The organism is Sphingomonas sp. URHD0057, assembly GCF_000620665.1.
Classification (GTDB): Bacteria; Pseudomonadota; Alphaproteobacteria; order Sphingomonadales; family Sphingomonadaceae; genus Sphingomicrobium.
In genome coordinates this window covers 1,070,553-1,085,164 of the sequence record NZ_KK211162.1, presented here as the reverse complement: position 1 = coordinate 1,085,164, position 14,612 = coordinate 1,070,553, and the positions used below count along the sequence as shown (strand labels likewise).

Here is a 14,612-nt window from a genome sequence, read left to right as displayed (position 1 = left end):
GGATCAGCTCACCGACTTCTACACCCATGGCCTCGGCTACGCTCTGGAGATGAACCAGCGTCCGCAGACGCTCTATGGCATCGCCGATTCACCGATCGGGCTGGCCTCGTGGATGCTCGACCACGACATCCAGAGCTACGACCTCATCGCCCGCGTCTTCGACGGAGCGCAGGAGGGACTGTCCCGCGACGACATTCTCGACAACATCACGCTCTACTGGCTGACCAACACGGCGGTATCGTCGGCGCGACTCTACTGGGAAATGCGCAACAGCAAGGGGGGCTTCTTCGATCCGCGCGGGGTCCCGCTCCCCACTGGGGTCAGCGCTTTCCGCTATGAAATCTACCAGGCACCGGAAAGCTGGGCGCGCACAGCCTACCCGCACCTCGTCTTCTACCGCGCGCACGACAAGGGCACGCACTTTGCGGCTTGGGAACAGCCGCAGCTGCTCACGCAAGACATGCGCGAGACCTTCCGATCAGTGCGCTGAACTAGAAGTGATTGCCGACCAAAAGGCGGCCACTGAAACTAATGTCCTCTTTCCACCCAAAGCAGACAGTTTAGCGGCCTAGGTCTGATTTCGACCAAAGCTGACACTAGTAGGAACCGTCCGGCGTAGAGCAGGCGCTTGGTGTGGACATGAACTCAATGCCGTGCCGCCGACCGATAGCCGGCATCTTTGCCAGGTCGTCCGGCACAGTACGAACCTGCTCGCTGATCTCTTCGAAGAACTCAGACCCGTGCGCGGGCGACGCGAAGATGAGGACCCGAGCGGGCGAGTCCGACGCGCCCTTGAACCCATGGATCGTGCCCCGCGGCAGATAATTGAAATCGCCCCGGGCAGATGTCACCGCGTCACCGTCAATCGTGAACTCGACCTCGCCGTCGAGGATGTAGTAGGCCTCGTCCCAGTCGTGGCGATGGGCTGGCGGGCCCATTCCAAGCGGCACTTCCTCTTCGAAGAGCGACCAGTTGCCGCTAGTCTCCCTCGCTTCGCAAAGCATCGTAAGCGGCATGCCCAGGACGTTGAGCGGCTTTCGCGCGCCAGCCTTTACGATAGTTGCAGCCATCGGTCCGCCTCCTTGCATCGCGATGAATACACCCGTCGAAGACGTTTTTCGATGGTTGCTCTTGTTTGCCCCTAATGTCCGCTTTCCACCCAAAGTTGCCATTAGAATTCGCTGTCCTACAGCCCCCGACATGAGATAACTGGCTCGCCTCCTTTTCCCTTTTGGAGGCACAATGGCCACAAACCCCAAACTCCCCATCCCCTTCACCCCGGTCCCCGTCCGCTACCGCCACGACGGCTGGACCGTCGAGCGACAGATGGCCTTCGTCGAGAAGCTCGCCGACACCGGCAGCATCGCCGCCGCAGCCAGGCATGTGGGCATGAGCCGCGAGTCCGTTCGCCAGCTGCGACGGCGGCCGTTCGGGCGCGCCTTCCGCGACGCGTGCGACGCCGCGCTCGATTGCGGCTATGCCGAACTTGAGGAATCGGCGGTGGAGCGTTCCAAGAAAGGCGTTGCGCGGCCGATCTTCTACAAGGGCGAGAAGGTCGGCGAGTGGCGCCACCATGACGAGCGGCTGACCATATTCCTGCTCCGCTTCCGCCGCCGCCATCGCTTCGGCCTTGAGGCCGAGCGGCCGATCCGTCCGCCTTCGGACATTCCCGGCTACGATCCGGAAGGGGAGATTCCCTTCGACCCGGAGGCCGAGCTCGACGGCTGCCTCGACGGGCTCGAGTTCGCGCCCGAGCCGCCGCAAGAGGACGGGGACGGGGACGAGGACGAGCCGCGCCCGGACGAGGCGGACCAGCCATGACGGGCCGCCCCTCGCGCGCATACGCGCCCGCGCGCACATGTCGCTGCCAACTTTGACAACTTCCAGGTCGAGCCACCGAGCGCAGCGGAGCGACTGCAGCGCATTGCCGCACCCCGTCGCGGTGCGTAGGCTTTGCGACGAAAAAATGGGGGGAAGGTGATGCGTAACATCCTTGCCGGTACGCTGGCGCTGCTGATGGCAGGCACGGCGGGCGCGCAGACGGTCGACGTCCACGCCGGGCGGCTAATCGATCCGCAGAACGCCAAGGTGCTGACCGACCAGCGCATCCGCATCGTCGACGGCAAGATCGCCGCAGTCAGCGTGTGGCGCGACGCGGACGGCCCGGCCGCGGTCGACTGGTCGGGCGAGACGGTGTTGCCCGGCCTGATCGACCTCCACACCCATCTCGCCGACGGCGCGATCGACGTGACTGAAAGCGATCCGGCCGCGCCGCTCAAGCACAGCGAGGCGGACACCATCCTGAAAGGCGCCGTGGCCGCGCGGATGGAGCTTCGCAGCGGCTTCACCACCGTCCGCGATGTCGGCGTCTATCGCGGCCTCACGGACATTGCGCTGAGGGACGCGATCAATGCCGGCGAGGTGGAAGGCCCGCGCATGTTCGTCGCGGGCGGCTACATCACGGTGCCGGGCGGCGGCGGCGAGATCAACGCCCTGGCGGCGGACGTCCTGGTGCCCGAGGCGTTTCGGATGGGCGAGGTCCATAATCCCGCCGAAGCCCGCGACCGCGCCCGCTTCTTCCTCGATCGCGGCGCCGACTTCATCAAGCTGATCGCCACTGGCGCGGTGCTCGCGATCGGCGGCATTCCCGGCGCGCTCGAACTCAGTCCGGAAGAGATGAAGGCCGCCTGCGACGAGGCGAAGGAGCACGGCTCCTACTGCATCGCGCATGCCCATGGCGCGGAAGGGATCAAGGCCGCGATCCGTGCCGGCGTGCGGACCATCGAGCATGCCAGCTACCTCGACGCGGAAGGGATCGCGCTCGCCAAGGCCAACGGCGTGTGGCTCGACATGGACATCTACAATGGCGACTGGATCAACGACGTTGGCGTCAAGCAGGGCTGGCCCGCCGAATATCTGCGCAAGAATGTCGAGACGACCGACGTCCAGCGGCGCGGGTTCGCGGCCGCGGTCAAGGCTGGCGCCAGGATGACGTTCGGGACCGATGCCGGCGTGTACATGTATGGCCTCGGCGGGCGGCAGTTCGCTTACATGGTGCGCTACGGCATGACCCCGATGCAGGCGATCCAGGCGGCCACGACCGAGGCCGCCCGGGCGCTTCGCCTGGAGGGCAAGGTCGGGACCATTGCGCCGGGCGCTTATGGCGATTTGATCGCGGTCAAGGGCGACCCGCTGGGCGACATCCGCGCGCTCGAGCAGGTCGATGGCGTGGTGAAGGAAGGCCGCGTCATCCACTAGCGTATGTTCTCCTATTGTTCTAACCGAACAAATCAGATACGACAGCGTCATCAGGCGGGGCTCGGCCGCCGTTGCCGCAAGCGGAATGACCGCTTGCAATGACGAGGGAGACAGGGAACATGGCGGCGCAGTTGAAAGTCATCGGAAGCGGATTGGAAGCGCGTTTGGCATCCTCGGGCACGGACCGGCAAAAGGCCCTCGAAGCGGCGCTCGCGCAGATCGACCGCGCGTTCGGCAAGGGCTCGGCGATGCGGCTCGGCAGCCGCGAGAAGATGGAGGTCGAGACGATCTCGACCGGCAGTCTGGGCCTCGACATCGCGCTCGGCGTCGGCGGCCTGCCGCGCGGCCGGGTGGTCGAGATTTACGGGCCCGAAAGCTCGGGCAAGACGACGCTGGCGCTGCACGCCATCGCCGAGGCGCAGAAGACCGGCGGTTCGGCCGCGTTCGTCGATGCCGAGCATGCGCTCGACCCGATCTATGCGAGGAAACTGGGCGTCAACATCGACGAGCTGATCGTCTCGCAGCCCGACACCGGCGAACAGGCGCTGGAGATCGTCGATACTTTGGTGCGCTCCAATGCAATCGACGTGCTGGTGATCGACTCGGTCGCGGCGCTGGTGCCGCGGGCCGAGATCGAGGGCGAGATGGGCGACAGCCACGTCGGCCTCCAGGCGCGGCTGATGAGCCAATCGTTGCGCAAGCTGACCGGTTCGATCAGCCGCTCGCGCTGCACCGTCATTTTCATCAACCAGCTGCGCATGAAGATCGGGGTGATGTACGGCAACCCCGAAACCACCACCGGCGGCAACGCGCTCAAATTCTACGCCTCGGTCCGGCTCGACATCCGCCGCACCGGCTCGATCAAGGACCGCGACGACATCGTCGGCAATGCGACCCGCGTCAAAGTCGTCAAGAACAAGGTCGCGCCGCCGTTCAAGCAGGTCGAGTTCGACATCATGTACGGCGAGGGCATTTCCAAGGTCGGCGAGATCCTCGACCTCGGGGTCAAGGCTGGCCTCATCGAGAAATCGGGCTCCTGGTTCAGCTACGACAGCGTGCGCATCGGCCAGGGGCGCGAGAACGCCAAGACCTATCTCAAGGAAAATCCCGAGGTCGCGCAGCGCATCGAAAATGCGATCCGCGGCCGCACCGCGGAGATCGGCGAGGCACTGATGGCCGGCCCGTCCGACGACGACGAGGAAATGGTCGACTAAGCGCTCAGCAAAGGTCGTCGGGCATGAGGGGGGTCGGGTCGGCGCTTGTGTCGACGCGGATCGCCGCGAACATCTTCTTTGGGTCGGTCGCGACGACGATGAGGAAGCCGACGATGGCGCAGACCGCAAAGCCGATCAGGAACGGCAGCGCGGTCCCGTCAAAGGCCTGGCCGATGCCGAAGCCGATCAGCGCCGAGCCCAGGGTTCCGATCACGCCCTGGACCGAAGATGCCGTGCCGGCGATCGGCGCCATATGCTCCATCGCCAACGTGCCGAAATTGGATGAGGTGAAGGCGAAGCAACACATCGTCAGTCCCTGCATGACGACGAAGATCGGCAGGCTTTCATGCCCGCTGAGCGCAATTGCGGCATGCGCGACGGTGACGACGACGAGGAGGAGCGCGCTGCTGTGCCCGACCCGCCGCAGGCCGAAGCGCTCGACGATCCGGCTGTTGCCGTAGGAGGCGAGCGCCATCGGCGCCGCGATCGAGGCGAACACCAGGCCGATCAGCTGCGGGGAGTCGAACACCTCGAACACGATCTGCTGGATCGAGGCGATGTAGGCGACCAGCCCGGCGAAGGTCACCGTCATCGCCAGCGTGTAGCCAAGCGACTGCCGCTCGGTGAGGGACTGAGCCATCGCCGCCGCCATTTGCCGCCACTTGAGCGAACGCCGATATTCGGGGTGCAGCGTTTCGGGCAGCCGCTTCCACGACCAGCCGAGCATCGCCAAGGCGTAGAGCGCGAGGATGATGAAGATCGCCCGCCACGGGAAGAACAGCAGGATGGCCTGGCCGATATTGGGGGCAAGCACCGGGACCAGCATGAAGGTCATGAATACGAGGCTCATGATGCGCGCCATCGACTCCGCTTCGAACAGGTCGCGGACCATCGAGATGACGAGGATCCGGGTGACTGCGGCCGACGCGCCCATCGCAACCCGCCCGGCGATCAGCAGCGCGAAAGTGCCGGCGAGGCCGCACAGCACCGCGAACACTGCATAGAGTGCAACCCCCGCGGCCAGGATCGGCTTGCGCCCGAAGCGATCGGCGAGTGGCCCCCACACCAACTGGGTCGAGCCGAACCCGAGGAAGTAAGCGATGACGACGAGCTGCCGTTTGTTCTCCTCCGCGACGTGCAAGGAGCGACCGATGTCGGGAAGCGCCGGGACCATCGCGTCGATTGCGAAGGCGTTGAGGGCCATCAGCAGCGCGAGCATCGCGGTCAGCTCGCGCGCTCCGGGGCGGCGGGTCGCGCCCGGCGGATGGTTGAGGTCGAAGGGCATGGGAATGGCGCTGCTGGCGCAGCCGCGCATGACATGCAAGAGAGCAGCGACGAAGCGGGGAGGGCGGGTGCGAGAATCGCGGGTCACAGTGCGGCTCATCGGCCTGCCGACCGACAGCCATTCATCGTTCCTGCGCGGTGCCGCCTCGGCGCCGGCCGCGATCCGGGCGGCGCTGTGGTCCGATCACGGCAACGCCGCGTCGGAGAGCGGGCTCGAGCTCGGCAATGACATCCTGGTCGAGGACATCGGCGATCTGCCGCTCGAGGAAACGGCGGGCGACATCGAACACATCCGTTTCGCCGCCGAGCAGGCTGCGCGCGATGACGTGACGCCCTTGTTCCTCGGCGGCGACCATATGGTGACCAATCCGATCGTCGCCGGCATCCGTGCCGCGCGCGGGCCAATCAACATCCTCCACTTCGACGCTCATCCCGACACTTACGAGGACTTCGGCGGCGATCCGCTGAGCCATGCCTCGCCCTTCGCGAGGATTCTGGAGCGCGGCGATGCCCGGCGCCTGGTCCAGGTCGGGATCCGCACGTCGACCCAGCATTGCCGTGAGCAGGCGGAGAAATATGGCATCGAGACGGTCGAGATGCGCGACTTCGATGCCGCGACGGTGCCGATCCCGGACGCGCCGCTGTACATCAGCATCGACCTCGACGGTCTCGATCCTGCCTTCGCGCCGGGCGTGTCGCATCATGAGCCGGGCGGGCTGTCGGTCCGCGACATCGTGTCGGTGCTCCAGCGGGTGAACGGGCCGATCGTTGGCGCGGACGTGGTCGAGCTCAATCCGACGCGCGACATCAACGGCATGACCGCGGTGGTCGCCGCGAAATTCGTGAAGGAGCTGGCGGCGCTGGCGGGGAGGGGACGATGACCATGCACATTTCGAGACGGGCGCTGCTCGGTGGCGGGACCGCAGCGCTGGGCCTTGGCGTGACGGGCCTTGCGCGTGCCGCGATCCGGCAGGCGAGGGACTTGCCCAGCATTCCGATCCCGCCGCCCATCAGCAGCGCCGAGCGCCTCCAGCGCCTGGCCAAGGCCCGCGCGCTGATGCAGCAGCACGGCATCGGCGCGATCATCGTCGAATCGGGCCCGAGCCTCGATTATTTCACCGGCGTCCAATGGTGGCGATCGGAGCGCCTGACCGGCGCGGTCATCCCGGCTGAGGGCGACCCGATTATCGTCACGCCCTTCTTCGAGAAGCCATCGGTGTCCGAGAGCCTCAACGTCCCGGCCGAAGTGCGGACGTGGAACGAGGACGAGGAGCCGTTGAAGCTGGTCGCCGACTTCCTTCGCGAGCGCGGCGCGGCGGGCGCGCCGGTCGGGCTCGAAGAGACCGATCGCTTCTTCATCCTCGACCGTCTGCAGCAGCAGCTTCCCGGTGTGCGAGTCGTTTCCGGCAATCCGGTGGTGCGCGGCTGCCGCCTGGTCAAGTCGCCGGCCGAGCTCGCACTGATGCAGACCGCGAACGACATCATGCTCGCCTCGCTGCGCCACGCCGGCGAGCGCACGCGGGCCGGGATGACCGGCGCGGATATCGACGCGATGATCGCTTCGGTGCACCACAAGATGGGCTCGGCTTATGATGGCGGGCTGGTGCTGATCGGCGAAGCTTCGGCCTACCCTCATGGCAGCAAGAAGCCGCACGTCGTTCAGCGCGGCGACGTCGTGCTGATGGACTGCACCAGCTCGGTCCATGGCTACCAGGCGGACATCACCCGTACCTTCGTCGTCGGGCCGCCGAGCGCCGACCAGCGCAAGTTGTGGGATCAAGTCCGCCGGGGCCAGCAAATCGCGATCGAGACGGCGAAGGTCGGACTGCCGGCGGGCGCGGTCGACGACGCGGTGCGCCGGACCTACGAAAGCTGGGGCTTCGGTCCCGGTTATCGCCTCCCGGGTCTATCGCATCGCACCGGACACGGCATCGGCATGGAGGTGCACGAGCCGATCTATCTGGTTCACGGTGAGATGACGCCGCTGGCGCCCGGCATGTGCTTCTCCGACGAGCCCGGCCTCTACATTCCAGGAAAGTTCGGAGTGCGGCTCGAGGATTGCTGGCACATGACCGAGGCCGGGCCGAAATTCTTCACCACCCCGCCGCCGAACATCGATCGGCCGTTCGGCTAAGCGCGCTTGCGGGCGGCGGCGGACACGGATTCGATATCGGGTGACATGGGAGGAGCGAGCTCGCCTTCCCAGCGCGCCACGACACTGGAGGCAACCGCATTGCCGACGACGTTCGTCGCCGAGCGGCCCATGTCGAGGAAATGGTCGACGGCAAGGATCAGCAGCAGCCCGGCTTCCGGGATCTTGAACATCGACAGGGTCGCCGCGATCACCACCAGGCTGGCGCGCGGCACGCCGGCCATGCCCTTGGAGGTGATCATCAGCACCAGCAGCATGGTGATTTCCTGCCCCAGGCTGAGGTGGATGCCGTAAGCCTGCGCGATGAAGATCGACGCGAACGTCATGTACATCATCGAGCCGTCGAGGTTGAACGAATAGCCCAGTGGCAGGACGAAGCTGGCGATGCGCGGCGGTACGCCGAACCGTTCGAGCTCCTCGAGCGTGCGCGGGTAGGCCGCTTCGCTCGACGCGGTGGAGAAGGCGAGCACCACCGGATCTCGAATGTAGCGCACGAGATGGCGCGTGCGCGGGCCGACGATCACGAAGCAGGCGCCGATCAGGATCGCCCACAGGATCGCGAGGCCGAGGTAGAAGCTGCCGACGAATTTTCCGAGCGTCATGATGATCTGGGGGCCGCGCTCGGCGAGCGCGCTGGCGACCGCCGTGAACACCGCGAAGGGTGCGAAGCGCATCACGTAGTTCGTCACTTGCAGCATCACCCGCACCAGCGATTCCACGCCACGGACGATCGGCTTGCCCTTCTCGCCGATCGAAGTCAGCGCGACCCCGAAGAAGATCGAGAAGATGACGATCGGCAGGATCTCGTTGGTGCTCATCGCCTCGATGATCGAAGCCGGGACGAGGTGCGACACGAAGTCCTTGAGATTGAACGCCGCCGTTTCGACGCCGCTGGCGGCGGTTGCGGGCGGAATCGTCAGGTTAAGCCCGACCCCTGGGTGAAGGACGGTGACCAGGATCAGGCCGAGGGTCAGCGAGACGAAGGTGGCAGCAATGAACCAGCCGAGCGAGCGCAGCCCGACGCGGCCGAGTGCGGCGATGTCGCCCATGTGGGCAATCCCGGCGACCAGCGTCGAGAACACCAGGGGCGCGATGATCATCTTGATCAGGCGCAAGAACAGAGCAGTGACGATGCTCAGATAATCGGCGATCGACTTCAGCCGCTCGGCGCTTGCCGGCGTGCCGTCGTCGATCGCGGCATTGACCGCCCAGCCGGCGATGACACCGAGGACCAGCGCCAAGAGGATGTAACGGGTCAGTCGCTTGCCCATGTCGGCTCCTTCATCCGAACCCAAGCCGCTGGCCGCCAAGGCGTCAAGCTTCACACGGCTGCACGGACTCAGCTAGGGCGCGGCGGATGGCGGACGCGAGAAATTTCTGGGATCGGCTCGATCCCAAGTACCGCGTCATTCTTTGCGACGTCTGGGGCGTACTTCACGATGGCGTGAAGCTTTATCCGGGCGCCGCGAGGCGGCTCCAACAATGGCGTCGTGACGGCCGCTACGTTCTGTTGATCACCAATGCTCCGAAGACTGCGGATGTCGTCGAAGAGCAGCTGGCGCGGCTGGGGCTTCCGCGCGATTGCTGGGACGCGATTGTGACGAGCGGGGAAGCCGGAATCACCGCTCTAAAAGCGCTGGGCGCGGCCATCGGCTTCATCGGCACTCCGGAGGACCGCGTCGTTATCGAAGGGCGCGGCCTCAGGATCGCGGCGGGCGACGGTTTCACCGATCTCGCCTGCACCGGGCTGGAGGAGGCTCGACCGCGGGTCGCGGACTATGGCGAGGACCTCGAACGGTGGGTTGAGCGGAACGTGCGGATGCATTGCCTGAACCCGGATCGGCTGGTGGTCCGCGGCGGCGTCCCGGAACTGTGCGCCGGCGCGATCGCCGACGCTTATGAGGCGCTGGGCGGGCAAGTAAGTTGGTATGGCAAACCCTTCGAGCCGATTTATGCCCATGCGCTGGAAGTCGCCGGGCGCCCGTCGATCGAGGCAGTCCTGGCGATCGGCGACGGGCTGGAGACGGATATGCTGGGCGCAGCGAGGATAGGAATCGACGCGGTGTTTGTCACCGGAGGGGTCAATGCCGGGGCGCCGTTCCCGGTCGATTTTGCGGCCCGACATGGGCTTGGCGACTGGAGACCCGTGGCTGTCGTGGACGGGCTGCAGCGTTAAGACACGACCAATGTTGCGCATCGCTTTCCTCGCAATTTCGCAAGCCCACCAATTTCTACATTGGTTGCCGGCCGCGTTGCGCCTGGCGCGCGAACCCGGGGTGGAAGTGACAATTTTCGGCGCCAGTGACGCGGGATTGGACCTGGTCAGGTCGTACGACCCCGATCGCCTGCTTCGGATCCGCAAGCTGTGGACTCCACACTTTGCGCGAGACGGACTGTTTTCGCCCCCGAAAAGGCGGCTGGTGCTGCTGACCCATTTTCTGGAGATCAGGCGCTACCCCATCATCGTCACAACCGAGACGACGAGCAGCCTGCTTTACCGGCTTCCCGGCTTTCGTTCGCGGATCATCCATCTGAAGCACGGCGCCGGCGATCGCGAAGGAAGCTACAATCCCAAGCACAAGCATTTCGATCTGACGTTGGTGAACGGCGTCAAGGACAAGGCGCGGCTGATTGAGCGCGGACTCGTCAACGACCGCAATTGCGAGGTGGTCGGTTACGCGAAGTATGAGCTAATTCCCCCCCGCACCGGCAACGAGCCTGCCGTCCCGATAGCTTTCTACAACCCGCATTTCGACGAACATCTGTCCTCCTGGTTTCGATACGGTGAGGCGGTCGTTCGGGCGATGGAGCAGATCGCCGACTGGCGCTTCGTCGTCGCGCCTCACGTCAAGCTCAAGGATGGACCGAAGATACGATCGGCGGCTTCCAATGTGTGCATCGACATGGGCAGCATCCAGTCGATCGACATGACCTACACCGAGGAAGCGGCGGTCTACATCGGGGACATCTCCAGCCAGGTGTATGAGTTCCTGCGCCGCCCGCGACCGTGCATATTCCTGAATTTCGACCGGATCGCGTGGGCGGGGAATGAGAATTATGCGCACTGGAAGCTGGGCCAGGTGATCGAGCGGCCGGAAGACCTCCGGCAGGCGCTGACCCAGGCGGCTGCCATGCAATCTCAATTCGAGCCCGCTCAACGGGACGCCACCCTCCGTTCCATCGATTTGTCAGAGGAGCCCGCGTCCGAACGACAAGCGAACGCGATTTTGGGGTTTGCGCGGCGGGAGTTGGGACAACCGACCGCGTCCTAGGCGACCGAGAAAGCGAATTCGTCAGCGTTTCGATACTCGGCCGCGCTCGCCTTTTAGCTGGAGCATCATCGCCGTGATGTTAGCGGCGTTCCCGAGCACCAGCGCAACGGCGGCGCCGATCACTCCAAATGCCCAGCACAGGGGCGCGATGGTGCCGAAGAAGACGGCGGTGGCGATCAGCTTCGCCTTTAGCGGTGCGTCGGATCGGCCGAGCGCGTACAGCATCGGCTGCAAGGGGAAACCGAAGATGCCGAGAACGGGGATCAGCATCAAAATGACGAGCGGCTCATAAGCCGCGAGAAATGCCTTGCCGAACACGACCGACATCAATGGCTTTCCGCCGACCAATAGCAGGCCGATCGCAAACACCGCGATTCCGCTGGCAAGGACCATCACGCGCAACATCAGCTTCCAGGGCTTGTTGGTCGTAAAATCCATCCGAATGATTTCGGGATAGAAAGCCCGCCCGAGGAGGTCGGCCGGCTTTTGCGCGCTGTCTGCCAGGGTGGATGCGACCCGGAACAGCGCCGCGCCCGCAGGTCCGAGCAGTCCGCCGACCACCAGGCGACCCGTCGGGCCCCAGATCGCCTGGACGCTCGCCGCGAGGTTCACGTCGATTGCGAATCGCCAGGCGCCCGCGAGTTCGGTGGGCCGCAGCGTCGGCCGAATGCTTTCGAGATGTCCGGTTCGACGCAGTTCGCGGAAGGCGAGGAACCAGGTCAACAGATCGCCGGCGAGGTCGGTCACGTACCAAATGACGACGTAGGCGGCGAATGGTGCGTTCGCCAGGAACGCGAGTCCGGCGAGGATCGCGCGGCTGATCGGCGTCAGCGTGTCCGACCAGCCGATCAGGTCAAACCGATCGAGTACGCGCAGGACGCCGGTCGGCGTTGCCGCGCCCGTGGTCGGCAGCAAGGTGCAGTAGAACATCCCGAGCCACAGATATTGCGGCTGAATGCCCACCCATTGGCTAATGAAGGGAAGCAGCGCGACCGCCACCAGCATGCCGGCAATGCCGCTCACCAGGTCAAGCGAGAAGGCGAACCCCGTTGCGATCCTGAAATGCTCGGGATCCCCGTGGGCGACGCCGTGACCGCCGTAACGGACAATCACCTGCCAGGACTGGAACTTGGCCAGCCCGCTGACCGCCTTGGTGTAGCTGGTGATGAGGATCAGCGTCCCCAGCAGCAGCAAGCCGAGCCCACGACCAGCAAAGGCGATCGTCGCAATGCCGCAGATCGCGGCGACGGCGCGCGACATTCCGAGATAGCTCGTGTTCCTGAGCAACGACCGTAGTTGCTGGTCTTTGAACCAGTGCTTCATTGGCGCGCGGATTAAGCGAAGGCGGACCGCCTGTCGCGCCAATTAAACTCTACGCGGGTTCCGGCACCCTTTGCTGGATCACCTTGTCGGCAAGCGGCCCGTTGAGCTCGGCGAGATGGTCGAACTCGGCTTCATAGGTCGCCAGCCCTTGGCTCTGCGAACGCAGCTCCGCCTCCAGGCCGGCAAGGTCGGATTCGGGAATGAGCGCGTCGATCCGATCCCAGCCGGTCCAGCCGTCGCGCGGGCCCATGCCGAGCATTTGCCCGCGGCGGCCGGCGATGGCCGACGTGATGCGGCTCGTCGAGCTCGATGGGCAAACCACGCCAAGCTTGTGCATGGGCTCGAGCAAATGCGGGCCGGCGGCGGCGAGCGCCTCCTGCATGGCAAGCCGGCCGGCGAGGCGGAAGGCGAGCTCCGAGCTGTCGACGCTGTGATAGCTGCCGTCGACCAGGGCGACGGCGACATCGACGACGTGGAAGCCGAGCGGGCCCTTGTGCATCGCCTCCCTGACCCCTTCCTGGACCGCGGGAATCCATTGCTTGGGCACCGAGCCGCCGTGGATCTTCTCTTCGAACTGAAAGCCCTCACCGCGCGACAGCGGGCGAATTTCGATGATGACGTCGCCGAACTGGCCGTGACCGCCCGACTGCTTCTTGTGGCGGCCATGCTGGCGGACCGGCTTGCGGATCGATTCGCGATAGCCGACCGCGGGCTGATGGCCCTTCACCTCGACACCGAAGCGGCGTTTCAACCGTGCGAGCACAGTGTTCAGATGCTCGTCGTTGACCCCGCGCAAGCGGATTTCGTGGTTGGCGTCATCATGTTCGACGAGCAGCGCGGAATCCTCTTCCTGCAGCCGCTGAAGCGCGCCTGACAGCTTGACGTCGTCCTTGCGGTCCGCGGGCTCGATGGCAATCGCGCAGTTGCGCGCGGGATAGTCGATTTCGATTGCCGGCGGCAGCTTGCCGGCGCCGAGCCACTGGCCGGTCTTCACCGTGTCGATCTTCGCGACCGCGACGACGTCACCGTCGCGCGCTTCGCCGACCTTTTGCGTCTTTTCACCCTGGACCTTGAAGATCGCACCGAGGCGCGCATGCTCACCATCGGCGGTCTTGAGGTCGGAGCCTTCGGCGATGGATCCGCCGAGCACGCGCGAGAGCGCCAGTCGGCCGATCGAGCCGTGGATGACCTTGAAGGCGTATATCGCCGGATTGGAGACTTCGAGCCGGGCCGCGGCGCCTTCGGGACCGGGCGCTTCGTGGCGCAGCGCCTTCAGCAAGCGGCGCACGCCCCACGAGCTGTTGGCCGAGCCGAACAGCACCGAGACGCCGAGGCTCTCGCCGGTCTCCCTAGCGAGATCCTGGAACACCTTTTCGGGCGTCGGCGCTTGATCCATCAGCAGCTGTTCGAGCAGCTCGTCATCATGATCGGCAAGCTGCTCGAGCATGTGGGTGCGAGCTTCGATCTCGCGGTCGTGAAGATCGGACGGAATTTCGATCCGCTCGGACTCCGAGCCAGGGCGATATTTGAAGGCGCGCTCGAGCGCCAAGTCGACGAAGCCGCCGACTTTCTCGCCATCCCAAATGGGGATCTGGCGCGCGATCAAGGGCGAGACGCTCATCGGCTGGAGAGCGGACAGAAGGTCGCGCACTCGGCCATGAGCCTGATCGATGCGGTTGACGAAAATGAGGTGGGGAATGCCGAGCTCGTCGAGGGCGCGGAGGGCAGGCGCGGCCAGCGCCGCGCGCGCGGGGTCGGGGTCGACGACAACGATCGCGACATCGGCGATCGCCAGCGCGCGGTTCCCGTCCGCCGAAAACCCGACCGACCCGGGGCAATCGAGGATGGCGAAGGAGTCGCCGAGATAGTCGAAATTGTAGAGGTTGAGCTCGGTCGAGCCGCCGCGCTGGCGACTTTCAGGACTCGAATCGCCGATGCTGGAGCCGTTGGCCGTCGACCCCAATCGGTCGGTGGTTCCGGCTGCGAACAGCATTGCCTCGGCAAGGCTGGTCTTTCCCGCGCCGGCGGGTCCCACCAGCGCGATGACTCGGGTGCCTTTGGGTGATTCTCCGGTCATGCGACTCTCCCTTCGTGCCGTTGCGGGCGCGC

12 protein-coding genes and 1 pseudogene are annotated in these 14,612 nt (G+C 65.3%); 8 read left to right on the top strand and 5 right to left on the bottom strand.

What is annotated here, in order from left to right; all coding sequences use genetic code 11:
- Positions 1-490, top strand: a pseudogene (locus tag N539_RS18865) (epoxide hydrolase); the annotation flags it as partial.
- 106 nt (positions 491-596) lie between these two features.
- Here the strand turns inward: N539_RS18865 and N539_RS17355 are convergent.
- Complete coding sequence (locus N539_RS17355; RefSeq protein WP_051531845.1) at positions 597-1,070, bottom strand: cupin domain-containing protein; 474 nt, start codon at positions 1,068-1,070, stop codon at positions 597-599.
- A gap of 172 nt (positions 1,071-1,242) precedes the next feature.
- Here N539_RS17355 and N539_RS17350 point away from each other — a divergent pair, with 172 nt between their 5' ends.
- The 3 genes from N539_RS17350 (at position 1,243) to recA (ending at position 4,472) form a co-directional block, all read left to right on the top strand.
- Positions 1,243-1,821 carry a helix-turn-helix domain-containing protein gene (locus tag N539_RS17350; RefSeq protein WP_051531844.1) on the top strand — a complete coding sequence of 193 codons (579 nt, stop codon included), beginning with the start codon at positions 1,243-1,245 and terminating at the stop codon, positions 1,819-1,821.
- Positions 1,822-1,980: 159 nt separating this feature from the next.
- Positions 1,981-3,258 (top strand): metal-dependent hydrolase family protein, encoded by a 1,278-nt coding sequence (locus N539_RS0114335; protein ID WP_037552806.1) that lies wholly within the window; start codon positions 1,981-1,983, stop codon positions 3,256-3,258.
- A gap of 119 nt (positions 3,259-3,377) precedes the next feature.
- On the top strand, positions 3,378-4,472 hold the full coding sequence (recA, locus tag N539_RS0114330; RefSeq protein ID WP_028970821.1) for a recombinase RecA: 1,095 nt from the start codon (positions 3,378-3,380) through the stop codon (positions 4,470-4,472).
- Between the two features lie 4 nt (positions 4,473-4,476).
- Here the strand turns inward: recA and N539_RS17345 are convergent, their stop codons facing one another.
- A complete protein-coding gene (locus tag N539_RS17345; protein ID WP_231463090.1) occupies positions 4,477-5,787 on the bottom strand; it encodes a multidrug effflux MFS transporter in 1,311 nt (436 codons plus the stop codon).
- Between the two features lie 37 nt (positions 5,788-5,824).
- On the opposite strand from N539_RS17345, the gene N539_RS0114320 reads away from it, so the two are divergent.
- A complete protein-coding gene (locus N539_RS0114320; protein ID WP_028970820.1) occupies positions 5,825-6,637 on the top strand; it encodes an arginase family protein in 813 nt (270 codons plus the stop codon).
- On the top strand, positions 6,634-7,890 hold the full coding sequence (locus N539_RS0114315; RefSeq protein ID WP_331280091.1) for a M24 family metallopeptidase: 1,257 nt from the start codon (positions 6,634-6,636) through the stop codon (positions 7,888-7,890). The genes N539_RS0114320 and N539_RS0114315 overlap by 4 nt, the downstream gene beginning before the upstream one ends.
- On the opposite strand, the gene N539_RS0114310 is transcribed toward N539_RS0114315, so the two are convergent.
- Complete coding sequence (locus tag N539_RS0114310; protein ID WP_028970818.1) at positions 7,887-9,179, bottom strand: dicarboxylate/amino acid:cation symporter; 1,293 nt, start codon at positions 9,177-9,179, stop codon at positions 7,887-7,889. The two genes, N539_RS0114315 and N539_RS0114310, sit on opposite strands and share 4 nt — an antisense overlap.
- Positions 9,180-9,265: 86 nt before the next feature.
- On the opposite strand from N539_RS0114310, the gene N539_RS17340 reads away from it, so the two are divergent.
- Positions 9,266-10,084, top strand: coding sequence for a TIGR01459 family HAD-type hydrolase (locus tag N539_RS17340; RefSeq protein ID WP_051531842.1), 819 nt, complete (start codon positions 9,266-9,268; stop codon positions 10,082-10,084).
- Between the two features lie 136 nt (positions 10,085-10,220).
- On the top strand, positions 10,221-11,180 hold the full coding sequence (locus tag N539_RS0114300; RefSeq protein ID WP_231463087.1) for a glycosyl transferase: 960 nt from the start codon (positions 10,221-10,223) through the stop codon (positions 11,178-11,180).
- A 21-nt stretch (positions 11,181-11,201) separates the two neighbouring features.
- Here N539_RS0114300 and N539_RS0114295 read toward each other — a convergent pair whose 3' ends face one another.
- Together N539_RS0114295 and N539_RS0114290 are read right to left on the bottom strand one after the other, a co-directional pair.
- Positions 11,202-12,503, bottom strand: coding sequence for a lipopolysaccharide biosynthesis protein (locus tag N539_RS0114295; protein WP_028970816.1), 1,302 nt, complete (start codon positions 12,501-12,503; stop codon positions 11,202-11,204).
- 49 nt (positions 12,504-12,552) lie between these two features.
- Positions 12,553-14,580: an elongation factor G gene (locus tag N539_RS0114290; RefSeq protein WP_028970815.1), complete on the bottom strand. Its 2,028-nt coding sequence runs from the start codon at positions 14,578-14,580 to the stop codon at positions 12,553-12,555.
- Positions 14,581-14,612 lie beyond the last annotated feature (32 nt).